21 protein-coding genes are annotated in these 25,033 nt (G+C 63.8%); 9 read left to right on the plus strand and 12 right to left on the minus strand.

The window, feature by feature from the left end; translation table 11 throughout:
* The first annotated feature begins 238 nt into the window (after positions 1–238).
* The 8 genes from C2L64_RS38100 (at position 239) to C2L64_RS38135 (ending at position 10,771) form a co-directional block, all read left to right on the plus strand.
* Complete coding sequence (locus C2L64_RS38100; RefSeq protein WP_007576878.1) at positions 239–3,481, plus strand: efflux RND transporter permease subunit; 3,243 nt, start codon at positions 239–241, stop codon at positions 3,479–3,481.
* Between the two features lies 1 nt (position 3,482).
* A complete protein-coding gene (locus tag C2L64_RS38105; protein ID WP_007576881.1) occupies positions 3,483–4,721 on the plus strand; it encodes an efflux RND transporter periplasmic adaptor subunit in 1,239 nt (412 codons plus the stop codon).
* A complete protein-coding gene (locus tag C2L64_RS38110; RefSeq protein ID WP_007733742.1) occupies positions 4,718–6,229 on the plus strand; it encodes an efflux transporter outer membrane subunit in 1,512 nt (503 codons plus the stop codon). Before C2L64_RS38105 ends, C2L64_RS38110 begins: the two co-directional genes overlap by 4 nt.
* A gap of 77 nt (positions 6,230–6,306) precedes the next feature.
* Positions 6,307–6,993 (plus strand): heavy metal response regulator transcription factor, encoded by a 687-nt coding sequence (locus C2L64_RS38115; protein ID WP_007576885.1) that lies wholly within the window; start codon positions 6,307–6,309, stop codon positions 6,991–6,993.
* A complete protein-coding gene (locus C2L64_RS38120; protein ID WP_007576886.1) occupies positions 6,990–8,453 on the plus strand; it encodes a heavy metal sensor histidine kinase in 1,464 nt (487 codons plus the stop codon). The genes C2L64_RS38115 and C2L64_RS38120 overlap by 4 nt, the downstream gene beginning before the upstream one ends.
* 133 nt (positions 8,454–8,586) lie before the next feature.
* Positions 8,587–8,772, plus strand: a complete 186-nt coding sequence (locus C2L64_RS38125; protein WP_007576887.1) for a hypothetical protein — start codon at positions 8,587–8,589, stop codon at positions 8,770–8,772.
* A 116-nt stretch (positions 8,773–8,888) separates the two neighbouring features.
* Positions 8,889–9,455 carry a DUF3280 domain-containing protein gene (locus C2L64_RS38130; protein WP_051058137.1) on the plus strand — a complete coding sequence of 189 codons (567 nt, stop codon included), beginning with the start codon at positions 8,889–8,891 and terminating at the stop codon, positions 9,453–9,455.
* Positions 9,456–9,622: 167 nt separating this feature from the next.
* Positions 9,623–10,771 carry a cytochrome D1 domain-containing protein gene (locus C2L64_RS38135; protein ID WP_039899695.1) on the plus strand — a complete coding sequence of 383 codons (1,149 nt, stop codon included), beginning with the start codon at positions 9,623–9,625 and terminating at the stop codon, positions 10,769–10,771.
* A gap of 64 nt (positions 10,772–10,835) precedes the next feature.
* Here C2L64_RS38135 and C2L64_RS38140 read toward each other — a convergent pair whose 3' ends face one another.
* Entirely contained in the window at positions 10,836–13,178 is a 2,343-nt protein-coding gene (locus C2L64_RS38140) for a TonB-dependent receptor (protein WP_007576891.1), read from the minus strand.
* 415 nt (positions 13,179–13,593) lie between these two features.
* Between C2L64_RS38140 and C2L64_RS38145 the strand changes: the two genes are divergently transcribed.
* Positions 13,594–14,541, plus strand: a complete 948-nt coding sequence (locus tag C2L64_RS38145) for a histidine kinase (protein ID WP_007576892.1) — start codon at positions 13,594–13,596, stop codon at positions 14,539–14,541.
* Here C2L64_RS38145 and C2L64_RS38150 read toward each other — a convergent pair.
* The 11 genes from C2L64_RS38150 to C2L64_RS38200 form a co-directional block, all read right to left on the minus strand.
* The gene (locus tag C2L64_RS38150; protein WP_007576893.1) at positions 14,481–15,197 is read right to left on the minus strand and encodes a response regulator transcription factor; all 717 of its coding nucleotides are present in this window, start codon (positions 15,195–15,197) and stop codon (positions 14,481–14,483) included. The two genes, C2L64_RS38145 and C2L64_RS38150, sit on opposite strands and share 61 nt — an antisense overlap.
* Positions 15,194–16,411 carry a pyrroloquinoline quinone biosynthesis protein PqqE gene (pqqE, locus tag C2L64_RS38155; RefSeq protein ID WP_007576894.1) on the minus strand — a complete coding sequence of 406 codons (1,218 nt, stop codon included), beginning with the start codon at positions 16,409–16,411 and terminating at the stop codon, positions 15,194–15,196. Before pqqE ends, C2L64_RS38150 begins: the two co-directional genes overlap by 4 nt.
* Before the next feature lie 4 nt (positions 16,412–16,415).
* The gene (gene pqqD / locus C2L64_RS38160) at positions 16,416–16,700 is read right to left on the minus strand and encodes a pyrroloquinoline quinone biosynthesis peptide chaperone PqqD (protein ID WP_007576895.1); all 285 of its coding nucleotides are present in this window, start codon (positions 16,698–16,700) and stop codon (positions 16,416–16,418) included.
* Complete coding sequence (gene pqqC, locus C2L64_RS38165; RefSeq protein ID WP_007576896.1) at positions 16,697–17,404, minus strand: pyrroloquinoline-quinone synthase PqqC; 708 nt, start codon at positions 17,402–17,404, stop codon at positions 16,697–16,699. Before pqqC ends, pqqD begins: the two co-directional genes overlap by 4 nt.
* Before the next feature lie 51 nt (positions 17,405–17,455).
* Entirely contained in the window at positions 17,456–18,376 is a 921-nt protein-coding gene (gene pqqB, locus C2L64_RS38170; RefSeq protein WP_007576898.1) for a pyrroloquinoline quinone biosynthesis protein PqqB, read from the minus strand.
* A gap of 70 nt (positions 18,377–18,446) precedes the next feature.
* Positions 18,447–19,013 carry a cytochrome b gene (locus C2L64_RS38175; RefSeq protein ID WP_039899716.1) on the minus strand — a complete coding sequence of 189 codons (567 nt, stop codon included), beginning with the start codon at positions 19,011–19,013 and terminating at the stop codon, positions 18,447–18,449.
* Positions 19,014–19,027: 14 nt separating this feature from the next.
* The gene (locus tag C2L64_RS38180; protein ID WP_007576902.1) at positions 19,028–19,891 is read right to left on the minus strand and encodes a formylmethanofuran dehydrogenase subunit C; all 864 of its coding nucleotides are present in this window, start codon (positions 19,889–19,891) and stop codon (positions 19,028–19,030) included.
* Entirely contained in the window at positions 19,888–20,847 is a 960-nt protein-coding gene (fhcD, locus tag C2L64_RS38185) for a formylmethanofuran--tetrahydromethanopterin N-formyltransferase (protein WP_007576905.1), read from the minus strand. The genes C2L64_RS38180 and fhcD overlap by 4 nt, the downstream gene beginning before the upstream one ends.
* Positions 20,848–20,860: 13 nt before the next feature.
* Positions 20,861–22,561 carry a formylmethanofuran dehydrogenase subunit A gene (locus C2L64_RS38190; RefSeq protein WP_007576907.1) on the minus strand — a complete coding sequence of 567 codons (1,701 nt, stop codon included), beginning with the start codon at positions 22,559–22,561 and terminating at the stop codon, positions 20,861–20,863.
* Entirely contained in the window at positions 22,558–23,946 is a 1,389-nt protein-coding gene (locus C2L64_RS38195) for a molybdopterin-binding domain-containing protein (RefSeq protein ID WP_039899697.1), read from the minus strand. The genes C2L64_RS38190 and C2L64_RS38195 overlap by 4 nt, the downstream gene beginning before the upstream one ends.
* Positions 23,947–24,250: 304 nt before the next feature.
* Positions 24,251–25,027, minus strand: a complete 777-nt coding sequence (locus C2L64_RS38200) for a HisA/HisF-related TIM barrel protein (protein ID WP_007576912.1) — start codon at positions 25,025–25,027, stop codon at positions 24,251–24,253.
* Positions 25,028–25,033 lie beyond the last annotated feature (6 nt).

Consider the following 25,033-nt stretch of genomic DNA (forward strand, 5'->3'; position numbering starts at 1 on the left):
ATGCGATGCCTGCAAGACACGTGCCGCAAAAACGCCCACGGCGAAACAGACGGTAATACGTGCATGCAGGACAAATAGCATTCAAAGCCGAAAATGGCAAAACTGCCATTTTGGCGCCATCAGTTCGTTGGGCCTCGCGCACTAGTATTTACACCTGGTTGCCGCGGACGCGCAGCAAGACACTGACGCCGCTGCCTCACGTCACACTTGCGCGCTTCTTTCGGATACCAACACCTGTATGTGGATCGTCAATCTCGCATTGAAGCGGCCGTACACGTTCATCGTGATGGCCATATTGATCGTGCTGGCGACGCCATTCGTGCTGTTCACGACGCCCGTCGATGTGCTGCCGGAAATCAACATTCCCGTCGTCAGCATCATCTGGAACTACACGGGCCTGTCCGCCCAGGATGTGGCGAACCGCATCACGTCCGTCAATGAACGCAGCCTGACGACGACCGTCAACGACATCGAGCACATCGAATCGCAATCGCTCGCAGGCATCGCGATCATCAAGCTGTTTCTGCAACCGAACGCGAACATCCAGACAGCCATCGCGCAGACCGTCGCCGTCGAGCAGGCGCAACTGAAACAGATGCCGCCCGGCGCGACGCCGCCGCTCGTCATCAGCTATTCCGCGTCGAGCATTCCCGTGATTCAGCTGGGCCTGTCGAGCCCACGTCTGTCCGAGCAGGATCTGAACGACACGGCGCTCAACTTCCTGCGTCCGCAACTCGTGACGATTCCGGGCGCAGCCGTGCCGTATCCGTATGGCGGCAAGAGCCGTCTTATTTCCGTCGATCTCGACACGCGCGCGCTGCTTGCCAAGGGACTGACGCCGCTCGACGTCGTCAACGCCGTCAACGCGCAAAACCTGATTCTGCCCACAGGCACCGCGAAGATCGGACCGAAGGAATACACGGTCAACATGAACGGCTCGCCGACCACCATCGCGGGTCTGAACGACATTCCCGTGCGCACGGTCAACGGCGCGACGACCTATCTGCGCGAAGTGGCGCATGTGCGCGACGGCTTTTCTCCGCAGACGAACATCGTGCGAGAAAACGGCCGGCGCGGCGTGCTGATTTCGATTCTGAAGACGGGCAGCGCGTCGACGCTCTCGATTGTCAACACGCTGCGCGGGCTCTTGCCGAGCGCAGAGGCCGCGCTGCCGCCCGATCTCAAGGTCACGCCGCTATTCGATCAATCGGTGTTCGTGAAAGCCGCCATTCAAGGCGTGGTTCGCGAAGCCTTGATCGCCGCCGCGCTGACGGCCGCGATGATCCTGCTGTTTCTCGGCAACTGGCGCAGCACCTGCATCATTGCCATTTCGATTCCGCTGTCCATTCTGACGTCGCTGATTGCGCTTCACGCGCTCGGGCAGACCATCAACATCATGACGCTAGGGGGCCTCGCGCTCGCGGTGGGGATACTGGTCGACGATGCAACCGTCACCATCGAGAACATCGAGCGGCATTTGCACATGGGCACGAATCTGCACGACGCGATTCTCGACGGCGCGGGCGAGATTGCCATTCCCGCGCTCGTGTCGACGCTGTGCATCTGTATCGTGTTCGTGCCGATGTTCTTTCTGACGGGTGTCGCGCGCTATCTGTTCGTGCCGCTCGCGGAAGCCGTGGTGTTCGCGATGCTCGCGTCGTACGTGCTGTCGCGAACCCTGGTGCCGACGCTCGCGATGCTGCTGATGGGTCACGCGAACAAGCGCGACGCGAATGCACGGCCCAATCTGTTCATGCGTATGTATCACCGTTTCGACCGCGGCTTCGAGACGATGCGGGCCGCGTACATTGTGGTGCTCAGCAGCCTGCTGGTGCGGCGTCGGATGTTCGGTACGTTATTTCTCGGCTTCTGTGTGGTGTCCTTGGGCCTCACATTCGTGTTGGGCGAAGACTTTTTCCCACGCGTCGACGCCGGCGAGATACGCCTGCATATGCGCGCGCCGACAGGCACGCGGATCGAAGAAACGGCCCGGCTCGCCGATCAGGTCGAGAAGGTGGTGCGCGAGGTGATTCCGCCCGACGAACTCGGGACTGTGCTCGACAACCTCGGTTTGCCCTATAGCGGCATCAATCTCTCATACAGCAACGCCGGAACGATCGGCACGCTCGACGGCGACATCCTGCTTGCGCTCAACGAAGACCACAAGCCGAGCCTCGGCTATGTCGACCGTTTGCGCGCGATATTGCCGCAGCGTTTTCCGGGCACCGAGTTCTTCTTTCAACCAGCCGATATCGTCACGCAGATCCTCAACTTCGGCTTGCCCGCCGCTGTCGATGTGCAGATCGTCGGCGCGAATCAGGAAGGCAATCTGGACATCGCGCGCAAGCTGCTCAAGCAGATCCGCACGATTCCTGGCGCCGTCGATGCGCACATCCAGCAGAAGCTCGACGAGCCGGTCATCAATCTGCAGATGGACCGCACGCGTTTGCAGCAACTGAATCTCAACGCGAACAATGTTGCGCAGAACGTGTTGATCTCGCTGTCGGGCAGTACGCAGACGTCGCCGGGATTCTGGTTCAATCCGCGCAACGGCGTCGAATACAACCTCGCCGTGCAGACGCCGCAATATCAGATCTCGTCGGTGGATCAACTGTTGCGCACGCCCGTATCGGCATCGTCGACCGGGCCGACGCAATTGCTCGGTAATCTCGTGCAGGTCTCGCCGCAGACCCAGTTCGCGATGGTCACGCATTACAACATCCGCCCCGTGATCGATGTGTTCGTGAGCGTCGAGGGGAGCGATCTCGGCAGCGTCGACAAGCAGGTCGAAAAGATCGTCGATCAGGCACGCGCGACGCTGCCTCGCGGCAGCCAGATCGCGATACGTGGTCAGGTCCAGACCATGCGCACGTCGTACTTCGGCCTCGGCATCGGCGTGGCGATGGCGATCGTGCTCGTCTATCTGCTGATCGTCGTGAACTTCCAGTCGTGGATCGATCCGCTGATCATCGTCAGCGCATTGCCGGCCGCGCTGGCGGGCATCGTGTGGATGCTGTTCCTGACGGGCACGCATCTGAGCGTACCCGCGCTGACGGGCGCAATCATGACGATGGGCGTCGCGACCGCGAACAGTATTCTGATGGTCTCGTTCGCGCGTCAACGCCTGACGGCGGGAGCGCCGCCGCTCACGGCCGCGCTCGAAGCGGGCGCGAGCCGGATCAGGCCGGTGTTGATGACTGCGTTCGCGATGATCATCGGCATGATTCCGATGGCGCTCGGACTCGGCGAAGGCGCCGAGCAGAATGCGCCGCTCGGGCGTGCGGTGATTGGCGGCCTGCTGTTCGCGACGGTATCGACGCTTTTCTTCGTGCCCTTGCTGTTCGCGGGCATTCACAGCCGGCTCGTGCATCGCAAGGCAATACGCGAGCGGGGCGAGCACGACGAGCAACAGCACGGTGACGCTCATGGACGACATGGCCGAGACGACGAGCACGGAAACAGCCCGAACACGGACGATTGAGATGACTGAAAAAACGCATTCTTCGCTAGCGATCCCCGCACGGGAGACCCAGGACGGGCACGCGCTGCCGCCGCGCCATCGTGAATGGCGGCGCGCGAAGATCGCGGTCGTGATCGTGCTGATTCTGCTGGCGATCGGCGCGTTGCGTACCGTCGTGGCGAACATCATGCAAAGCCGCTCGGTCGCGCAAACCACGCAGCAAAACGCGAAGCAATACGTCGATGTGGTGACGCCGAAGCAGACGGATGGCAGCGCGGGCGTCACGGTCCTGCCGGGAACATTGCGCGGCTACGTCGAGTCGCCTATCTTCGCGCGCGCAACGGGTTATCTGCTGCACTGGTATGCCGATATCGGCGCACGCGTGCAAGAGGGGCAGTTGCTCGCGGAACTCGATACGCCTGAGATCGATCAGGAACTCGCGCAAGCCGTTGCGCAGCGCGACCAGATCCAGTCGAGCCTCGGCCTCGCAAAGAGCTCGTACGAGCGCTGGCAGCAACTGCGTCAGCGCGACGCCGTCTCGCAACAGGAGCTCGACGAGCGGCAAAGCACCTACTCGCAGGATGTCGCCAATCTCGCCGCCGCCGAGGCCAACGTGAAGCGGCTGCGCCAGCTCGAAAGCTTCAAGCGCATCGTGGCGCCGTTCGCGGGCGTGGTCACGCAACGCAATGTCGATGTCGGCGATCTGATCGACGCGGGCAGCGGCACGAGCCGCGCGCTCTTCGCGCTCGCGCAGTCGGACCCGCTGCGCGTCTTCGTGCAATTGCCGCAGGCCTACGCGCAGAACATCAAGGTTGGCGAGGATGTTGTCGTCACGCAGGCGGAGCTGCCGGGCCAGCAGTTCCATGGACGCATCACGCACATTTCCGGCGCGATCGACGTGCCCACACGTTCATTGCAGGTCGAAGTGACACTGCGCAATCCGGACGGCAAGCTGAGGCCGGGCGCCTACGTGCAGGTCGCGCTGCCTTCGGGCACACGCGCGCAGTTGTCGATCCCGGGCAACGCGTTGCTGTTCCGCGCGGAAGGGCCGCGCGTTGCCGTGGTCGATAACGATGGCGTCGTGCATCTGCACAAGATAACGATTGCGCAGGATCTCGGGCAGACGCTCGAAATCGAAAGCGGCGTCGAGCCGAACGACCGCGTGATCATCAACCCGAGCGATTCGATCGAGGACGGCGATCATGTCGTAGTGACGCGTCCGCAATCGCAGCCGCAGGCGAAGAACAAGGCGGCGTCGTGAATACCCTTATCCTTGCCGCGCGAACGAGTACGCTGGCCCTTGCGGCCACGCTGTGCGCGTGTACAGTCGGCCCCGACTACAAGGCGCCGATGACGGACGCGCCGCCCACGTGGCGTACGGATTCCTACTGGCGTCTTGCGCAGCCCTCGCATGCGCCGCTTACGCCGGACTGGTGGAAGGCGTTCGGCGACGCGACGCTCGATACGCTCGAAACGCAGGCGCTTGCGGAAAACCAGACGCTCGCCGCCGCCAGCGCGCATTACGCGCAGGCGCGCGCCACGCTCGCCAATACGCGCGCGCAACTGATTCCCGAAGTTGATCTGTCGGCCTCGGCGGCACGCCAGCGCATTTCGAAGAACCGGCCCGCCACGAGCTTCACGGTGCCGAATCAGTCGATGGTGCAAAACGACTTGCAGATCGGCCCGACGATCAACTACGACGTCGATCTGTTCGGCCGCATCCGCCGTGAAGTGGAGGGCGCGCGGGCGTCGGCGGAACAGTCGCGCGACGATCTCGCGAATGCGCGGCTCGTGCTCACCACCGATCTCGCCACCGACTATTTCTCACTGCGCGAGCTCGACGCGGAAATCGACGTATTGAACCGCTCGGTCCAGTTGCAACAGAAAGCGCTCGACTACGTGACGACCGAGCACGACCTTGGCTCCGTTTCCGGGCTCGACGTATTGCAGCAGAAGTCGCTGCTCGACCAGACGCGCGTTCAGGCGCAGCTTCTCGTCACACAGCGCGAGGCGTTCGCGCATGCGATCGCCGCGCTCGTCGCGGTGCCCGCCCCGCAGTTCTCGATCGAGCCGAAAGTGGTCGAGTATGCCGTGCCTGCGATCCCGCTTGGCCTGCCGAGCGACGTACTGCAGCGCCGCCCGGATATTGCATCGGCGGAACGCGCGATGGCGGCGGCGAATGCGCAGATCGGCGTCGCGAAGGCAGCATTCTTTCCGAGCCTGACGCTGACGCCGGGCATCGGCTGGCAAAGCACGGACCTCGCGAGCCTGTTTAGCGCGCCGAGCCTGGTGTGGACACTAGGCACCGCGGTGAGTCAGGTCGTGTTCGACGGGGGCCGGCGCGCGGCCAATGTCGATTTCGCCAGCGAGGGCTACAAGGCTGCGCAGGCCAATTACCGCCAGACTGTGCTGACGGCGTTCCAGCAGGTGCAGGACGGTATCACGGGGCTTTCCGTGCTGGATAGCGCCGCGTCCCAGTCGCACGATGCCGTGGCCGATGCGCAGCGGCTGCTGTCGCTCGCCAACGACCGCTATTCGGGCGGACTCGTCGCCTATCTGGATGTGATCACCGCGCAGCAATCATTGCTGACGAGCCAGCGTACGGACGTGCAGATTCACGGCCAGCAGATGACGACATCCGTCGCGCTCGTGAAGGCGCTCGGCGGTGGTTGGGACGTGCAACAAACGGATGCGCAGCGCATGCCGGGCGATGCGGCAAAAGATGCATCGAACGATGCCGGTGCATCGAGTCCGCACGCGCCGAACTGAAAACAGACTGTAAAGGACGGGCTGAACACTTTGAAAAGCCTACTTATAATGAACAGGACAATACAAAAGGAGCGCCCATGAAGCTGCTCATCGTGGAGGATGAATTCAAGGTCGTCGATTATCTGCGCCGTGGCCTGACGGAGCAGGGCTGGGTGGTCGACGTCGCGCTGGACGGCGAAGAGGGCCTGCATCTCGCGTCCGAGTTCGACTACGACATCATCGTGCTCGACGTGATGCTGCCCAAGCGTGACGGGCTCAGCGTGCTCAAGGCGCTGCGCATGCGCAAGTCCACGCCCGTCATCATGCTGACCGCGCGCGATCACGTGAACGACCGCGTACGCGGCCTGCGCGAAGGCGCGGACGACTATCTGACCAAGCCCTTTTCGTTTCTCGAACTGGTCGAGCGGCTGCACGCGCTCGCACGCCGCACGCGCGTGCAGGAATCGACGCTGATCTGCGTCGGTGACCTGTATGTCGATCTGATCGGCAGGCGCGCGACACGCAGCGGCGTGCGGCTCGATCTGACCGCGAAAGAGTTCCAGTTGCTCAGTGTGCTCGCGCGCCGGCAGGGGGATATCCTGTCGAAGGCGATCATCACGGAACTCGTCTGGGACGTGAACTTCGACAGCCACACGAACGTCGTCGAGACGGCGATCAAGCGGCTGCGCGCGAAGCTCGACGGCCCGTTCCAGACCAAGCTGCTGCACACCATGCGCGGCATGGGCTACGTGCTCGAAGTCCGCGAGGAAGCGGAGGCATCATGACTCGCTCGACCCGTTCCATCGCACGACGTCTCGCGCTGCTGTTCGCGCTCGTCGCGCTGTCTGTTTTTACGCTGGTGGACACGGGGCTGTTTCTCGTGCTGCGTTCGCAACTGGAGCAGCGCCTGCGCGATTCGCTCGATAGCCGCACGGAAGTCGCGCGGATCATCGTGCATCACGCGATCAACCGCGACAAGTGGCGCATCGCGCAAGAGAAGCTCGCGGACATGACGCCGCGCGACGGCACGAGTGCCTATTCGATTTCGAGCACGAATCCGCTGTTCAATTACGGGCACGCTGTGACGGGCACGATTGCGCAGCAATGGCGCGGCGACTATGCACGCGTCACGCACAACGGCACCGACCATGACTTGCTGACGCGGACGCTGACCATTCCGCCGAATGGCGAGCGTCCGCAGGTGCAGTTGCAGGTGGCGACCAGTTACGCGCCAACCGAGCAGGCGTTGCGCGAATTCGGCCTTGCGTTGGCGGCACTGTCGGCGCTTGGCGCGCTCGGCGCGTCGCTACTGAGCTACTGGGTCACGCGCATCGGCCTCGCGCCCTTGCGCAGATTGACCGTGGACGCATCCGAAGTGAGCGCCGATAACCGCTCGCAGCGGCTGCGCACCACCGAGCTTCCATTCGAGCTGAACGATCTCGCTCATTCGTTCAACGGTGCGCTGGAGCGGCTCGATCAGGCGTATGTGCGCCTCGAGTCGTTCAATGCCGACGTCGCGCACGAGTTGCGCACGCCTGTGACGATCCTGATTGGGCAGACGCAGGTGGCGTTGACGCGCAACCGTTCGGTCGATGATCTGCGCCGCACGCTGCAATCGAATCTCGAAGAGTTCGAGCGGATGCGCGGCATCATCAACGACATGCTGTTTCTGGCGCGCGCCGATCAGGGCGAGCGGGCGACGGAACTGGTCGAAGTGTCGCTTGCAACGGAAATTGCGCGCACCATCGAGTTCCTCGAAATGCCGATGGAAGAGGCGCAAGTGCAGGCGAAATTGCACGGCGATGCGGTGGCGCGCGTCAACCGTTCGCTGTTCGGCCGGGCTTTCGCGAACCTGCTGATCAACGCAATCCACCATACGACGCCCGGCGCGATGATCCGGGTGACGGTGTCGCGCGAAGCGGGCCGCGTGTGGATCGCCGTGGCGAATCCCGGCGAGCCGATCATGCGGGACGTGCTCGATCACGCGTTCGACCGCTTCTATCGCGCGGAACAGTCGCGCACGAACAGCCGCGAGAATCACGGCTTGGGGCTGGCGATCGTCAAGGCGGTCGCCGACATGCACGGCGGCGTGGTGTTCGCGCGCAGCCAGGACGGCGTGAACACGTTCGGGTTCTCGATCATGAGCGCCGATACGGCGCGTTCGCCGAAAACGGAGCCGTCCGCGAAGGATGCGCAGCAGCTTGCGTCACGGCCTGTGGTGTCGGCACCGCTCAAATCGCCGTGAGGCTGTTGGTAAGGTTAGGCGTCGAAACAGGTAAATTGATCCGCTTCATGGCCTCTGTTCAGGGGAATGACGGTCAAATTGACTGGGTACGCTGGTGTTGTCGCTATAGAGCGTATCCGGCAAGGAGAACGAGGTGGATCTGATCGAAATGGCTAAGAAGTCCGGCATGCAGGTATTGCTGGACGCGCAGATCGGCAGTCAGATGTATCACAGCGTCTGCGGGCCACTTTCAGCGTTGCAGCGATTTGCGGATGAGGTTGGTAAGGCGCTGGCGGCGGAAGCGGCGGCGCAGACTGCCGATTCGGTTTCCGAGACCTGACCTGCCGCAAGCGCGCTGCAGCGTTCAGGCGCGTTATCTGCTTCACGATCGCCACGAGGGCGGGCGCGTCGGTGCGCCCGCTTCATGTGTATCTCGATCGTGGAGGGCTTATCGCGTTGACCGCCTGCCGTTCCAACGATATGTGTGGACTGCGGCGCGCTGGCGCGCTGTGTCGTCTGCTCGCCGCTGCCGCCGCACTCTGTACCGTTTCGGTGACAGTCGCCGCCGCGCCGCCTGCTATCGCGTTGCTTGACTGCGTCGTGATCGACGACAACGCGGCGTACAACGATGCCTCCGTCACCCAGTCGCAACAGGCGCGCGCCGCGATGGCAAGCACCGAGTTGCGCGCGCGTGTCGACCAGCGCGGCCTGTACAAGGTCGCGGACAATCGTCCGGCGGCGGCGCTGATCGACGGCTTCACGAAGACCCAGGACCTGAGCGCCTGCAACGGCTGCGAGCTGGAAATCGGCCGAAAGCTCGGCGTGCAACGCGTCGGCGTGTGCTGGGTGCAGAAAATCAGCAACCTGATCCTCAACATCAATCTGCGCATCGAAGACACGGCGAACGGACAGGTCGTGTTCCAGCGTTCCGTCGATATCCGCGGCAATACGGACCAATCGTGGCGTCGCGGCGTCGATGCACTCGTCGGGCTGCTCGCGTCAGAACCGGAAGCCGCGCATTGAGCCGCACGCATCCATCGATTTCGGGAAAAACTCCCGGCCTCCCATGCTGTCATCCCGACGCGCGATGCGCTAACTTGAGCGTGGGTGAATCTGCCCTTGCGGCACAACGAATATGGTTCGCGCGATCCGACGCGGGCCCGTCGAACAACACTCCGCAGGAGACATCGATGCAGTGCACGACCAGACATACACGCATGGCGGTATCCGTCGCGCTCGCCGTGCTGCTTGGCGCGGGTATCGGCCAGGCATCGGCAGCAGCCGTCGCTTACGTGACGAGCGAGACGAACGGCGTCGGCGTGATCGACCTCGACCAGATGACGCTGAAGAAGACCATCGCGCTCGGCAAGGACGGCCCGCGCGGCCTGAGCCTGACGGCAGACGGCAGCAAGCTGCTGGTGGCGAACAAGACGGGCGACCTGTCGGTGATCGATACGTCGACGGACAAGGTGATCACGCGCGTGAAGATCGGCAAGAACCCGGAGTTCGTGCGCGTGCATCGCGGGTTTGCGTATGTGACGTACGAGCCTGGCGAGAGCGGACCGCCGCCGCAGGCGCTGGCGGCGAATCAGGGCGCTCAGGGTGCTCAGGGCGCAGGCAAACCGGAAGGCAAGCCCGAAGCGGAGGCGGGCGGCGCGCCGGGGAAGGGCGGCGGCCACGACGACGATGACGACGCGAACGGCCCGCCCGCCGAAGTGGCGATCGTCGATCTGAAGACGATGAAGGTGGTGCGCTCGGTGAAGAGCGGGCACGAGACAGAGGGCGTCGAGTTTTCGCCGGATGGGCGCGAGCTGCTCGTCACCAACGAGGGCGACGATACGGTGTCGGTGTATCGCACCGGCACGGGCAAGCTCGTGCGCACGGTGAAGATGGACAAGGGCTCGCGGCCGCGCGGCATCAAGGCGTCGCCGGACCACAAGCAGTATGTGGTGACGCTGGAGAATACCAACAAGTTCGTCGTGCTCGACGCGGCGACATTGAAGACACTGAAGACGGTCGATACGAAGATGGGTCCGTACGGCGTCGCGTTCGATCCCGAGGGCAAGCATCTGCTCGTCGCCGCGGCGCGCGACAAGACCTTGCAGGTGTTCGATGCGAAGACGTACGAGCACGTGGCCGACGCGCCTGTCGGGCAGCGCTGCTGGCATTTCAGCTTCACGCCGGATGGGTCGAAATTGCTGATGGCGTGCGGGCGCTCGAATGCCGTGTTCGTGCTCGATGCAAAGACCTATCAGACGGTCGGGCAGATTGGCGATTTGCCGCTGGCGTGGGGTATCGTGACGTCGCCGCCGAGTCAGGGGTCGATTGAGTCGCGGTGAATGCTACTGTCTGCGACGGTCCAACAAGAACAGGCAAGCCGTCGCAGACCTATGAAATTGCTGCTCACTTCCACGCATACCTCAACCCAACCCACACCCCGCGCGGCGCGCCGATCCCAAGAAACTGCTCATTGGTGACGCCGCCCGGATCGAACGTATGGTTCGGTCCATTGAAGAAGTTCTCGCCGAGAATCGCAAAGTTCGCATAGTGCTTGTTCAGCAGATTCTTGACGGTCGCAAACACCTGAAGCTGCTTCGTTACGTTGTACGTGGTGTCGAGATCGATTAGGAAATAACCGGCAACCGTGCCATTCACATCCTGATTGTTCTCGTCGCCGCGCGCGAAGATGCTGCCGCGATACGTGAGGCTGGTGCCGATATTCCACGCCGCGAATGGCGTGTAGTCGACGCGCAGCTTCACCGTGTTCTGCGGAATGCCGGGAATTTTGTCGCCTGGCTTGACCGTGATGTTGCCCTCCGCGTCCGCGCTCGAATTGCTCGCGCTGCTCTCGGTCCACGTCGACTGATAAGTCGCGTCGATATAGCTATAGCTCGCGCTCACGCCAACCGGGCCGTACTTCGTGCGGCCCGCGACTTCGAAGCCTTGCCGGCGCGTCTTGCCGACGTTCTGGAAGAACCCGAGCGAGCTCGCCGCGCCATTGCTGCTGATGAACTGGATATCGTCGTCGAGCGTCGTGCGATACAGCGCGGCGCTCCACGTCGTGTTGCTGCCGATGCGCCCGCGCGCGCCGATTTCGAACGTCTTCGAAATGACGGGCTTCAGCGACGGGTCTGCAATGAAATCGTTCGGCAGCGAGCAGGGCGCATCCGGGTCCGCGCACGCCAGTTCGATCGATGTCGGCGAGCGCATGCCTTCGTTGTAAGTGAAGTACGCGGTGAGCGCATCGGTCGGATTGTAAGTGATGCCGACAGCAGGGTTGAAGCGCGAAAACACATGACGTCCATCCAGTAGCGGCTGCACGCCGCTCTCGTCGCCGATCGTCGTGCGGGACCAGTTGTAGCGGCCCGCAAACGTCAACGCCCATTGTTCGGTGAACGAGAACGTGTCGGTGAAATAGATGCCGTAAGTTTCGTTGCGTGTCTTCGCATCCGTCGTCGATACGAACGGACCGGTGCCGATCGTCGCGCGTGTGTCGGTGAACGTCGCGTCTTGCGATGCCTGCGTGAAGTGCGTATTCGCAAGATCGGCGGCGACGCCGAGCGTCAGTTCATTGCGCTTGCCGAACAGGTTCTGCAACAGCGCCAGTTGCAGACTCCCGCCGTAGCTTTGGGTGAACACCGTCGACTGCACGTTGGTGGCGGGCGGTGCATCGTCGGGGTCATCGGGATCGAAGTCGTCGTTCACGTTGCTGCTGACGTTCTTGTTGCGATAGTGGCGATAGTAGAGCGTGCCGCTCAACTGCACATTGGGCGTGAAATAGTGCTCGCCCGCAATCGTCAGATAGCCGACCGTGTTGTTGTTCTGATCGGGAAACGTGTACGCCTGATTGCGGTTGTCGAGAAACGAGCGCGGAATCGTCTGCGAGCCGTCGAGTGTATTGTCCGCGCCGCCACCGGAGATCGACAGCGTCGTGTCGGCATCGTGATAGCGCAGCTTGCCGAAAGCCTGCCGCAAGCGGCTGCCGTTGTGATCGGCCCAGCCGTCGTCGTTGGTCGCGTTCGCGGTGAAGTAGTAGTCGAGGTTGCTGCCGACCATGCCGCCTTGCTGGATCTGCGCGCTCTTGCGACCAAACGATCCGCCGCTGATCTCCGCTTCGCCCCCGGGCGAATTACTGCCGTTCTTCGTCGTGATCGCAATCGCGCCGCCGAGCGTGTTGAGGCCGAAGGTCGGATTGGAGCCGGGAATCAGCTGGATCGTATCGATCGCGGCCTGCGGGATCAGATCCCAGTTGACGACGTCGCCGAACGGCTCGTTGATGCGCACGCCATCCATGAACACCGACAGCCCCTGCGGCGTGCCGAGCAGCGGCGAAGCCGTGAAGCCGCGATAGTTGATGTCCATCTGCGACGGGTTGCCCTGTGCGTCGTTGATATCGACGCTCGTCAGATTGGTCGCGAAGTAGTCGGTGAGCGTGTTCGGATGCTGCTGGTCAATCTCGCGGCCGCGGATAGTCTGCACGTTGGCGGGCACCAGTTCGATCGCGGTGCCGATGCCGATCAGCGGCGTGGTGCCGATCACGAGAATCGACGGCATCTCGGCTTCCTGTGTCGTATTCTGCGCGGTCTGCTGCACGTCGGCGGGCGGTGTATCGGCGGGCGGCGGCGCGGCCTCCTGCGACCAGGCTGCCGCGCACAGACTGGCCAGCGCGCTGCTGAACATCAGTTGGAAAGCGCGCTTGCGAGGATGCAGACGGGCGCGTCGTGATTTGCGCCGTGAGGGTTTCATCGTTGTTGTCTCCAGCAGTTTGTTTTAGCCTTGTTTCGATGGCGCTTTCGCGAGCCGCGCATGCCTGTCTCTGTGTCGATTCGCCGTTGATTGAAGCGTCGCATATCAAAGGCGCGTCATGCCCGGGAAGCTTTCCCGATTCTTTCGGGAGGCCTTCCTAAACCTGCAAAAAGCAACACGAAATGCACCCGTTCGGTGAGTAGAATGAGTGACCGCTTCCATCGATACGCTCATGCCCGAAGCTCTCTCCTCAGCCAGACCGGCAGACCCCAGGCCGGACAAGCGGCAAGCAGCAGACAGTCGCGCGGATGCATCGGGCGCGGCGGAGCCCTCGCGCGCGCCGCAGCGGCCCCCAGCGGGTAAAAGCGCGGCCACCCGTGCCACGGAGTCGCGCTCGGTCGCGTGGCGCGACTTCATGTGCGTCGTGGTGTTGACGGTGATCGTCGGCGCGCTGTGCTCGACCTTCGACGTCACCGAACTCGCGTACCGCTGGAGCCGCCGCGCCGAGCGCTATCAGCTCGATGAGCTGCCCGTCACGCTGTTCGTGCTCGCGGCGGGGCTGGCGTGGTTCTCATGGCGGCGCTATCGGGATTCGCAGAAGGAATTGCAGCGCCGCCGCGCGGCGGAAGAGGAAGCCGCGCGGCTTCTCGCCGAGAACCGGCGGCTCGCGAGCCAGGGCATCGAGGCGCAGGAAGCCGAGCGCCGTCATCTCGCGCGCGAACTGCACGACGAACTGGGGCAATACCTGAACGCGATTGCACTCGATGCCGCACGGATTCGCGACCTGTCGGCGCAAAACGGCGAGGTGCATCGCGCGGCGCTTGCCGTGCTGCAAAGCGCGGGCTTCGTGTATCGGCAGATTGGCGGGATGATCCGCAAGCTGCGGCCCATCGGCCTCGACGAACTCGGTCTGCCGAGCGCGCTCGAACATTGTGTGGAAGGCTGGCGCGAGCGGTTGCCCGACGCGTCGTTCAAGCTGACCATCGACGGCGACTTCGACGGCTTCACGGACGCGCTCAACATCACGCTCTACCGGCTCGTGCAGGAAGCGCTGACGAACGTGTCGAAGTTCGCGCGCGAATCGAATGTCGAAATCTATCTGGTGAGAGCGCCTGCCAGCCGCGAGCGGGTTGAAGAGATCGTCGTCACGGTCGCCGACGATGGCCCCGGCGTCGATCTGTCGAAGCCGCGCATCGGGCTAGGGTTGATCGGCATGCGCGAACGCGTGGAAGCGCTATGCGGCGAGTTTCATGTTGCGAGCGAGCCGGCGCGCGGCTTTCTGCTGTGCGCGCGTGTGCCAACTCAGCTCGGGCTGCCTGAGCCGAACGCTTCCATCGATCCCGCCGAACCGAAAAACTCATGAGGCGCGGCAAGCTCGGAGAACTGCAAACCGAGGCGCTGCGCGATCTGCACGAGTTGCACGCCATTGTTCGCGCCGAACTTCTGCCGGATGGCGGACTGATGATTGGCAATCGTCTTCTGGCTCAGCCCGAGCCTTTCGGCGATCACGGGCAGCGTAAAGCCTTGCACGAGCAGGCGCAGTACTTCGAACTCGCGCGCGGACAGTTGCCTTCCGGGCGGCCCTTCGCTGAACATCGTTCGTAGCGCGAGCGCATGCGACACATCGGCGCTGAGATAGCGCACGCGCCGCGCGACGGCGCGCACCGCTTCGACGAGCACATCGGGTGCACTTGCTTTCGTCACATAGCCGCATGCGCCGGCATCGAATGCGCGCCGCACGAAAAGCGTCTCTTCGTGCACGCTGAAAATCAGCACGCGCGCTTCCGGCTCTCTCGCGAGCATGCGCCGCATCGCTTCGATCCCGCTCGCGCCAGGCAACGCGAGATCCATCACGACGACATCCGGCTGCAACGCGCAGAAGCGCTGATAAGCCTGCGTCGCATCCGCGGCTTCGCCCGCGACGCGCACATCGGGGCTCAGTTCTAGCAGCCTTCGGTAGCCCTCGCGCACGACGGCGTGATCGTCGACGAGAAGCACGGAAATAGCGGGCGTCGTCATGGTCGCGTTCTCTCGGTGTGAGGGGGCGCTGTCATCTCGCGCGTGTCGGCGCTGAGGCGTTTCGAGTTCGCGTCGTTGCGGAACGTGACGGGCTGTTCGTTCGGCGCCAGCGTCGCCGGACGTTGGGCCGCATCGCGCACGACGCGCACAACCTGCTCGTGATGCGGAGACTTGTCGCAGACGGGATCGGCGTTGGCGGCGTCGAGCGTCAACAGATACGCCTGGCATCGGCAGCCGCCGAGATCGTTGGTCTTTTCGTCGCAGCTCCGGCAAGGCTCCTTCATCCATTCAAAGCCGCGAAAGCGGTTGAAGGCGTCACTGTCGTACCAGATGTGCTCGAGCGGCGTGTCCTTCACGTTCGGAAACGTGAGGCCCGGCAGAGAGCGCGCCGAATGGCAGGGCAGTGCGGCGCCATCGGGCGCGACGCCGAGAAACACCGAGCCCCAGCCGTTCATGCAGCGCTTGGGCCGTGTTTCGAAGTAGTCGGGCACCACGAAGAAAATCTTGCAGCGGTTGCCGATCTCCTTCCGGTAACGTTCGACGACGGCTTCCGCTCCCTGCAATTGCTCCGCAGTCGGCATCAGTTGCGCGCGGTTCGCGTGCGCCCAGCCGTAGTACTGCGTGTTCGCAAGCTCGAGATATTCAGCGCCCATTGCCAGCGCCATGTCGATGATCTTGTCGACATGCGGCAGGTTGTAGCGATGCAGGACGCAGTTGAGCACCATCGGAAAGCCATGCGCCTTGATCGAGCGTGCGACGCGGTTCTTCAGGTCGAAGGTGCGGGTGCTGCTGAGGAAGTCGTTGAGTTCCTGGGTTGAGTCCTGAAACGACAGTTGAATGTGATCGAGCCCGTTGGCCTTCAGCGTATCGAGCCGCGCATCCGTCAGGCCGACACCCGACGTGATGAGGTTCGTATAGAAGCCGAGGCCGTGTGCTTCGGCGACGAGTACTTCGAGATCGTCGCGCATCAGCGGTTCGCCGCCGGAGAAACCCAGTTGCGCCGAACCGAGTTTGCGGCCCTGCCGCAAGACGTCGATCCATTGCGCGGTGCTCAGCTCGTCGCGATGGCTCGTGTAGTCGACGGGGTTGTAGCAGAACGCGCAATGGAGCGGGCAACGATACGTCAGTTCCGCAAGCAGCCATAACGGCGGCCCGACGCTGCTGCGCGCGGCTTGCTGCGCGTTCTCCTGTGTGGGTGTCGAGAGATCGGTCATGCTGTCACTCCAGCCAGCCACGCGAGCGCGCGTGGTCGACGAAGGCTTCGACTTCCGGTGTTAGTCCTGTCGCATTGAACGCCGCTTCCAGCTCCGCGACGAGCGTCGGAATGTCGCGCGTGCCGTCGCAACGCAACAGGATTTGCGCAGCGCTCTGGTTCAGCTTCACCATGCCTTCGGGATACAGCAGCACATGCGCGTCCTGTGCCGGTTCCCATTGCAGGCGAAACAGGCTGTTCAGTTTCGGGCCGCGTTTTTCCGTGTCTTGCGCGTTGTCATGAGTGTTCATGCCGGGAACGCCTTTTCTATCGCGTCGAGCATTGTCCAGAGAATGTCGAGCTTGAATTGCAGAATGTCGAGCGCGCGTTCCTGTTGCTCGCGCGTGCGGAAATGATCGAGCGTGACAGCGAGGCCATGCTCGACATCGCGTTGCGCGAGCGAGATGCGTGAACGGAAATACGCAAGCCCCTCGGGCTTGATCCACGGGTAATGCTCGGGCCACGTCGAAAGCCGGTCTTTGTGGATCTGCGGCGCGAAGATCTCCGTGAGCGACGAGCACACGGCTTCCTGCCACGGTGCGCGGCGCGCGAAGTTCACATACGCGTCGACGGAGAAGCGCACGCCGGGAACCACGTGTTCCAGCGACCACAATTCATCGCGCGAGAGCCCGACGGCATCGCCCAGCCGCGCCCACGTTTCGATCCCGCCTTCATCCTCGCCGTAGCCGTCGTGATCGAGAATGCGCAGCACCCAGCGGCGGCGCGTTTCGCGATCAGGGCAGTTCGACAGGACGGCGGCATCCTTCAGTGGAATGTTGATCTGGTAATAGAAACGGTTCGCGACCCAGCCGCGAATCTGCTCGCGCGAGCATCCGCCGCTGTTCATCTTCACGTTGAACGGGTGATGGATGTGATACGCCTGTCCCTTCGCACGCAACTGCGCTTCGAATTCTTCTCGGGTCCATGCCGGGCCGATGTCGCCTTTGAAACTCATCGATCGCGTCTCCGTATCAGTGGTCTGCTTTTGCGTTTGCATGTGCGCGGCTCACAGTTCGAACAGCATCCCGTCGTGCGCGACTTCGATACCGTGCTGCGCCAGCGCGCGCCGTTCGGGGCCGTCGTCGATCAGGATCGGGTTCGTGTTGTTGATATGTATTAGCACCTTTCGCGCGTTCGGCCTATCGAGCGAATCCAGCACTTCGATCATGCCGCCTGGACCCGTTTGCGCGAGATGGCCCATGTCGGCGGCCGTCTTTTTCGACAGGCCGAGTTCGATCATTTCGTCGCTCGTCCACAGCGTGCCGTCGACGAGCAGCAGGTCGGCGCTGCGCATCGCATCGCGGATGTGCGGTTCGAGCACGCCGAGGCCGGGCGCATAGAACACGCGTTTGCCGGAACCGGGCGCCGTGATCAGCAGGCCGGTGTTGTCGCCGCGCTGCGGCGCCGCGCGATGCGGCGAGTAGGGCGGCGCCTTGCTCGACAGCGGCAGCGCCTCGATGCGCACGCCTGGCAACGCGGCGATCTCGAACGGGCCCGCATCGAGCGCAATGGTGTGACGTTCGACGCCGCAGTAGTGCGACAGGATCGATACGACGGGAAAACCCGTCGACAGGTCTTGCCAGACGGCATCCGTTGCATGCAGCGGCAGCGGCGCGCTGTTTTCGCGCAGCATCAGCAGGCCTGTTACGTGGTCGATCTGCGCGTCCATCAGCAGCACGGCCGCGATGCCTGTGTCGCGAGCGTGGCGCGCAGGCTGCATTTCAGGGTTCGCGGCGATCTGCGCGAGGATATCGGGTGATGCGTTCACGAGCAGCCACGCCACACCATCGACGCTCACCGCAATCGACGACTGCGTGCGGCGCCGCGCCGTGATCGTGCCTTTGCGCACACCATCGCAATTGCGGCAGTTGCAGTTCCATTGCGGAAAGCCGCCGCCCGCCGACGAACCGAGCACCTTGACCTTCATTGTCCCCTTGCTCCCGAAAGAACTCGCAAAAACGCCCTTGAAACAGGCCTCAATTGATGAGCGCCGCGCATCACGGCAACATCCTGCGCAACAGCCCGTCGCGGTCGATCAACTGATGCTTGAGCGCGCCCGCCACATGCAACGCAATCAACGCAATGAAGATCCATGCGGTGATCTCATGAATGGTGAACCAGAAATGGCGCAAGCCTTTGTCGTCCCAGCCCCACTTCGGCAGCAGCAGTCCCCAGAAGCGCGTGCCGTAGGTGTTGAACGACGAGCCCAGATAGCCTGTCACCGGCATCGCGATCATTGCAGCGTATAAAAGAACCTGCGTAGCGCTCGCGGCGGCGCGTTGCCACGCTCGCATCGGTGGCAATGGCGGCCTGCCGGATACCATGACAACTCCGATGCGCATCAGCACCAGCAGGAAAATCGTCAAGCCAAGCGACTTGTGAAAGTTGATCAGCACGGCCTTGAACGGCAGGCCGCGCGGTAGTCCGACCATATAGAGGCCGATGCCGAGCATCGCGATGATGCAGATCGCGATCAGCCAATGCAGCACGATCAGCACCATCGGGAAGCGCTCGGGCCTCTCTCTGGCGCTGCGCGCGATATCGGTCGAGCGTGTCGCGTTCATGTCGGTTCCCTCGATCATTCGACGACCAGCAGTTCGCCGCGTCCATCGACTGCAAGATCGCCCGCGTAGCGCCGCGGCGGCGTGCGGGCGTCGAGTGCTGCAAACGGCGTGAGGCGCTGCGCTATGGCAGTGCTCGCGGCAGACGCCGCATCGCATTCGGCCTTGAGCGCTCGCGCGAACAGCGACCAGAACACGTCGAAGCCGCGTCCCCCCGTCGTGAACGTGGGCGGGATGCGTTCAGGTCGTTGCAACATCAACAGCGTGCCGCGCCGCATGCCGTAACCATAGTGTGCGCCGACGCGGCCCGCAATGCCGATCGTCCCGGCAACGATTCGCGAGGCTGCGTAGTCGCCCGCGTCGCCACCTATCAACAGCGTGCCGCGCCGCATCCGGTCGCCAAGACGCGCGCCTGCGTTGCCCGCTACGATCAGCGTGCCGCCCGTCATGCCTTCCATGCCGCCGGGCAGCGCGCCAGCCGCGAAGTCGCCGCAATTGCCCGCGACGACGAGTGTTCCGCCGCGCATTTCGCAGCCTGGGAAATGGCCTGTGTCACCGGCTATGTCGAGCGTGCCGCCCGTCATGCGCAAGCCTGCGTAGTCTCCCACCGTGCCGCTGATGCGTAGACTGCCTGCATCGAGTTGCGCGCCAAGCCGGTCCAGCCAGCTCGCGTCGCCTTCGATCACGAGACGCGCATCGTCGCAGCTTGTTTCGACTGCGACGTCGAACAGATCGCCGATTGCGCAAGCTTCGTTGCCCGCAGGCAGCATCCGATGCGCAATCTCCGGGCCCGACAATGCCGACAATGCAGACGGCAACAGTGGCGAGCCATCGACACGAAAACCGGGCGCGGTTTTCACGCGCAACGTGATCGTGCTCATGTCGCACCGTCCGTGGTGCTGTTGTTTGGGCGCTGCACAATGCCTGCAGCCAGTTCGCGCAGCTTGAAATGGTAGGGCCCGAGCTTGCCGCCATAGTTCCCGGCGGAAATACGCACCACACCCTTGCCGGCAGCGGAGGCCGCCTCGATGCCCGCCGTCATCGCCGCGCCAACGTCTGCATCCGTCAAACCGTCGATCACGATCTCCAGCACGCAGCCCGTCTGCGCATCGAGTTCGCTGCGCTGCGACAAACCGGTAAGCGTCGGGCAGAACGCATCGTTGGTCGATGCGACGGCGCCTTTGTACTTCGAGCCGATCTTCGATCCCGAGCGCACGACGCCGCCCGGAAACGGCGTAATCACGTTCGCGAGCCGGTGCATCGCGGCGACGGCGGCCTCGGCGCCCGCGAGCGCGCTATCCAGATCTCGCGCGAGCAGCAGCAGGTTGCCGCCACCGACGGCCTTGACCGTCTGCACCGATTCTTCGCAGACGAATTCGCCGTCCATCACGGGCACACGCCAGTAGCGTATGCCGCCGAGTACTTTCGATATCTGCCAGCCATCGCCAAAGAACCGGAGCGATCCGCCAAGCGGTGCGACATCGGACAGCGGCGCCCGCGTCGTCGCGGGATCAATGCCGTTGTAGACGGCCGTGGTCGGGCAGGTCAGCACGCATTGCCCGACGCGCCGCGCGATCTGCTTGACCAGTTCCTTCGATGACACCGCAAACATCAGCACCGAAATGCCGGGACGTCCATCGGGCGTCGCGTCGGCGGCGATCTCGTGTTCGATGCCCGCTTCGCATCCACAGTCGATCACCGACGTCGCAAAACCCGTCAGCGAATCGGCCGCCGCGCGCGCCCAGCGCGGCGTGTGAGCGGTGATGACGAGGCGCGTTGCCTTCATCGGGAAGGCTTCCGCGAAGGTGTCGTCGATCAGGGTGTCGTTGATCTGCATCGCGCGTCCGCCTTCATGCTCGCGCGAGGCACGCGACGGGCAACAGCCGTCCGCCGCGGCAGCATGCGCAGATTTCGTCGTCGCTGATCGCGGCGTGCGCGAAGTTCGTCGCCAGGTTTGCTTCGCTGTACTGGCGCAAGGTCTTTTCGATGCTCCTGTCGTAGTCGGGCGATACGAAGTGGATGCCGCCCGTCGGCGTCGACACCAGGTTGCCGTCGCGCGCGACCAGTTCACCGTCCTTGAACACATAAGCGGGTGACGTGAACATCCGCTCGCGGTCCGCGTCGTCGCGATACACGGCGATGTCGGCGGCGGCGCCCGGCGCGAGATGGCCGCGATCCTTAAGTCCGAGCAGGCGCGCCGGGCCGGCGCGCGTGATGATCGCGATGTCGTACAACGAGAACTCGCGCTTCAGTTCCGGCAGCGCGCTCGCGACCTTCGCTTCCGGATGTAACCGGTCGATCTGCGCGTCGCGGAACGGCTTGTCCATCAGCAGGCGGATCAGATGCGGATAGCTCGTGAACGGTCCGCCGTTCGGATGATCGGTCGTCATCGACACGCGCCACGGGTCGTCCACCAGCAGGAAGATTTCGAGGCCGATGATCCATTGCAACGCATTCACATAGCTTTGCTCGCGATAGCGGAACGGCACGATGCCGCACCCCGCATCGCATTCGATATCGCCGACGATCCACTTGTGCGGCCGTGCGAGCGGCGCGTTCTTGAACTGCATCATCGTGTCGCCGGAAGCGGTCACGGTCTGCCCGAAGATGATCTGCCCAACATCGATCGACACATTGGGCCGTGCGTTGACAGCCTCGGCAATTGCGCGCGCGCCCGACGAAAATTTGCGCGGGCCTTCCGTGCCGTAACTGTGAAACTGGATGTGCGTGATGTGGATGGGCAGGCCGTCGGCGGCGTCCATTGTCGCGATCGTCGAATCGATATTGCCCGGCACGCCGAGGTTGCTTGCGTGAACGTGCAGCGGATGCGGCACGCGCAACTCGGTCAACGCGCGCGTCAGCGTGCGCAACACGTCTCGCGGCGTGATGCCGTAATGCGTGTGCGCTTCGTCGACATCGAGCGAACGCTGGTTGAACTTGAACGCTGAGATGCCGCCCGGATTGACCACCTTCACGCCGAGCGCGCGGCTCGCGTGCATCGTCCAGCCGACGTAATCGCGCACGCGCTCGAAGTCGTCTTTCGCGGCGAGCATCTGCAACAGCAGTTCGTCGTTGCCGAGCATCACGTAGGCGCCGTGATCGATGATCGGCGTGTCGCCCATTTCCAGATGCGCGTGACGCGCGTTCGACGCGATCATCGCGGGCTCGAAGGCCGCCGTGTAGCCCATTTCCGCGTAACGGTAGCCGGTGGCGAGCGTGCCCGGCGTGCAGACGCCGCACGACGGCATGCGCAGATAGCGGCCCCGTTCGTCCTGCACAGCTTCGTACGATGCATCGCGCGGCGCGTCGTCGCGATGATCTTCGGGCAACAGCAGCCGCGACAGGTTGGTCTTGCCGCCGCCGATGTGCGAATGCAGGTCGATGCCGCCCGCCATCACGATCATGCCTTGCGCGTCGTAGTCGCGATCGACGGCGCCGTCGGCGGGCGCATCGACGATGCGGCCATCGCGGATATAGACGTCGCGCTGCTCGCCGTCGACGCCGTTCGCGGGATCGTAGACGCGGCCGCCTTTGAGTCGCGCGATGCTCATGCCGGGCTCCGTGTCTGCGCGGCGCGCGCCGCGAGCGCGTCGGCAAGATGCGTCGCGATGAACGCAACGGTTGGCAGCGCAACGTGCCGCGCCGCATGCAGCGGCACGACGACGGACGTATCGACGCGAAACAGATGACCGTCGCTGTCGATGCCGGGCGTTGCGACGGGAATGAAGATCGTCTTCGCGCTGCGCGTTTGCGGATCGAGCGCAGAGCCGAGTGCGGGCGTGCCGAGCACGATCAAAGGCGTGTTTGCGTCGAGCGTAGACGGCAGCGGATGCGGGTCGAAGCTCGCCGTCCACAGCAACGCATCCGCTTCGCCCGCAGCGAGCAGACGTTCGGTGCGATAGCGGTAAGGATCGTGGTCGAGGGGTGGCGTGCCCGGTGGCCGGTCGGGCTTCGACACGCGCGTGCGCAACGGAAAGCCCGACAGCCATGTGATCGTCTGGTTGACGCTCAGCACGCCGTCCGCACCGCCGAGCGTCAGGACGCCCGCGCGGCTCGTGCGGTTGATCGCCTTGACGATCCGGTGCAGCGCTTCGATCAGCAGCGCTGCATGCGGGTGAGGCAATGCCGCCGGCTCGATCACGAACGCCGTGTAACGCGCTTCGACGATGCGTGCCATCAACGAAGCGAGCGCCGTCGCGATGCCCGTGGCGTCATTGAGTGATTCGGGTTTGCGGCCTTCGGCAAGTGCCGACCAGAGCGCGAGCACGTCGTGCGGCGAAGCGTCGGCGAGTAGCGAAGTACTACGCGTGTCGTTAGCCTGGCTGGCGGACGGATCGGTTTCGCAACAGACGAAGCGGATTTCGCGCTGCATCGACGTGCCGCTCGCAATGCGCTCGTAAAAGCGCGGATGCCGGGCGGCAGGTTCGCATGAGAAAACCACCAGCAGATCGGCGCGCGAGCGCACTTCGGACAAGGTCGTGAAGAATGCGCCGCGATCCTGCAGCGCGAGCGTCGAGGCGCTCAGCGCGTCGCCATGCAGCGAATCGAGAATCGCGCCGCAGCCAGCAGCGAGCGCATAGAGTGCGCGCGCGCCGGCGATGTCCGTTGCACAGCCCCCGAAGAGCGGCCGGCGCGCCTGCGCGAGCACGGCGGCGGCTGCGTCGAGTGCGATATCGAGCGAGACAGGGGAGCCGTTGACGGCAGGCGAGCAGACGTTGTCGCTGGCGTCATAGCGGGTCAATGCATCGGCGAGCCGCGCGCATTGCGTGTCGGGCGCAGCGAGCGTCTGAGCGCCGGAGAGATGGGCTTCGATGTCGTCGCACAACAGCGGGCAGAAGGGGCAGGTCCAGTCGTGGGTTGTCGAAACGGATGGCAATGGCCCATCGGCGGCCGATGTCGCGTTGACATGCGTGACGGGGGACGTGGACTCGTGCATAAGACCCCGACCAGCAAGGTCCGTGCCGATCTCGCTGTTGCCGCGTGGAGGCCTAGCGCCAGCACGGTCGCCGGCATTTCGACGTGACCGCGCGGGCAAACCGCGGGGAAACGACTCGCTGCGTCGAACGTGAACACCTCATGAGCGGCCCAATACGTCCCGCCGCGCGACAGGCCACGCGCAGAACAGTATGTGCTTCGCGCTGCAACAGTGTGTCACTTGAGGACAGTGCGCGGCCCACTGCGCATGCGATCCGCGCCGTTGCTGCAGCGCGGATCGCGTGGCATGGATATTGATTCGCGGATCAGGTCGCAGCGTCTGAGCGCGTCGCGTCTGTGGTGCGAAGCCTGCCGTCGTGAAGCGCCGATGCGATAAGCCATGCATACGCGCCGCTGCGTGCCGCTGCATCGAGATCGTCACAATGGCGGATGCCGCCTGCGCCGATGATCGAACGCTGGCCCGCCTGCGCGTGGATCAGGTTGAACGTATCGAGGTCGGGGCCGTCGTCGGCGCCAACCTGATCGAGCGTCATCACGATCACGCGCGACGGCCATGACGCGGGAGCACGCAGCGCCTGCGCGAGTTCGGGGGCCGCGATCAGCTGACGGCCGCGATGATCGAGCGACAGGATGGGCGCGTAGCCGGCCGCTTCGGCTTTTTGCAGCGCATCGAGCGAGTGCAGCGATTCGGAGCCGAACACGGGCACGATGCGCGCGTGTGCCGAGCCGGTTGCAGCGGCGATGCGCGACAGATGGGCAAGCATCGACGGGAAATCGGCGAAGCCCGCGTCGAGCCAGATTTCGAACGGGCGGCTGTGTGGCTCGACATGCGCATGCGGATGCGCGAGGCTCACGGCGAGCGCGGCCAGCGTCGACGGATCGGCTTCGCGCGACATGATCGCGCCGAGATCCGCCACGTACAGCGCAGGCGCGGCTGTCGCGGCAACGAGCGCGCGGGCGATGGGTAGCGGCTCGCTCGTTGCGCACAGCGATGACTGGATGGGCCGATAGTTCGCGCGGTCGCCGCGTATGGCGCGCACTGCGTGGCCGTCGAGCAGATCGAGAACCGGGATCACCTGCATGCGGAG

This window comes from Paraburkholderia hospita (genome assembly GCF_002902965.1).
GTDB lineage: Bacteria > Pseudomonadota > Gammaproteobacteria > Burkholderiales > Burkholderiaceae > Paraburkholderia > Paraburkholderia hospita.

Excerpts from the sequence above, each read along its gene's own strand:
- C2L64_RS38200 (WP_007576912.1), bottom strand. The coding sequence starts at position 25,027 with ATGCAGGTGATCCCGGTTCTCGATCTGCTCGACGGCCACGCAGTGCGC.
- C2L64_RS38190 (WP_007576907.1), bottom strand. The coding sequence starts at position 22,561 with ATGAGCATCGCGCGACTCAAAGGCGGCCGCGTCTACGATCCCGCGAAC.
- C2L64_RS38135 (WP_039899695.1), top strand. The coding sequence starts at position 9,623 with ATGCAGTGCACGACCAGACATACACGCATGGCGGTATCCGTCGCGCTC.
- pqqD (WP_007576895.1), bottom strand. The coding sequence starts at position 16,700 with ATGAACACTCATGACAACGCGCAAGACACGGAAAAACGCGGCCCGAAA.
- pqqB (WP_007576898.1), bottom strand. The coding sequence starts at position 18,376 with ATGAAGGTCAAGGTGCTCGGTTCGTCGGCGGGCGGCGGCTTTCCGCAA.
- C2L64_RS38140 (WP_007576891.1), bottom strand. The coding sequence starts at position 13,178 with ATGAAACCCTCACGGCGCAAATCACGACGCGCCCGTCTGCATCCTCGC.
- pqqC (WP_007576896.1), bottom strand. The coding sequence starts at position 17,404 with ATGAGTTTCAAAGGCGACATCGGCCCGGCATGGACCCGAGAAGAATTC.
- C2L64_RS38105 (WP_007576881.1), top strand. The coding sequence starts at position 3,483 with ATGACTGAAAAAACGCATTCTTCGCTAGCGATCCCCGCACGGGAGACC.
- C2L64_RS38180 (WP_007576902.1), bottom strand. The coding sequence starts at position 19,891 with ATGAGCACGATCACGTTGCGCGTGAAAACCGCGCCCGGTTTTCGTGTC.
- C2L64_RS38120 (WP_007576886.1), top strand. The coding sequence starts at position 6,990 with ATGACTCGCTCGACCCGTTCCATCGCACGACGTCTCGCGCTGCTGTTC.
- C2L64_RS38175 (WP_039899716.1), bottom strand. The coding sequence starts at position 19,013 with ATGAACGCGACACGCTCGACCGATATCGCGCGCAGCGCCAGAGAGAGG.
- pqqE (WP_007576894.1), bottom strand. The coding sequence starts at position 16,411 with ATGACCGATCTCTCGACACCCACACAGGAGAACGCGCAGCAAGCCGCG.
- C2L64_RS38115 (WP_007576885.1), top strand. The coding sequence starts at position 6,307 with ATGAAGCTGCTCATCGTGGAGGATGAATTCAAGGTCGTCGATTATCTG.
- C2L64_RS38150 (WP_007576893.1), bottom strand. The coding sequence starts at position 15,197 with ATGACGACGCCCGCTATTTCCGTGCTTCTCGTCGACGATCACGCCGTC.
- C2L64_RS38195 (WP_039899697.1), bottom strand. The coding sequence starts at position 23,946 with ATGCACGAGTCCACGTCCCCCGTCACGCATGTCAACGCGACATCGGCC.
- C2L64_RS38100 (WP_007576878.1), top strand. The coding sequence starts at position 239 with ATGTGGATCGTCAATCTCGCATTGAAGCGGCCGTACACGTTCATCGTG.
- C2L64_RS38145 (WP_007576892.1), top strand. The coding sequence starts at position 13,594 with ATGTGCGTCGTGGTGTTGACGGTGATCGTCGGCGCGCTGTGCTCGACC.
- fhcD (WP_007576905.1), bottom strand. The coding sequence starts at position 20,847 with ATGCAGATCAACGACACCCTGATCGACGACACCTTCGCGGAAGCCTTC.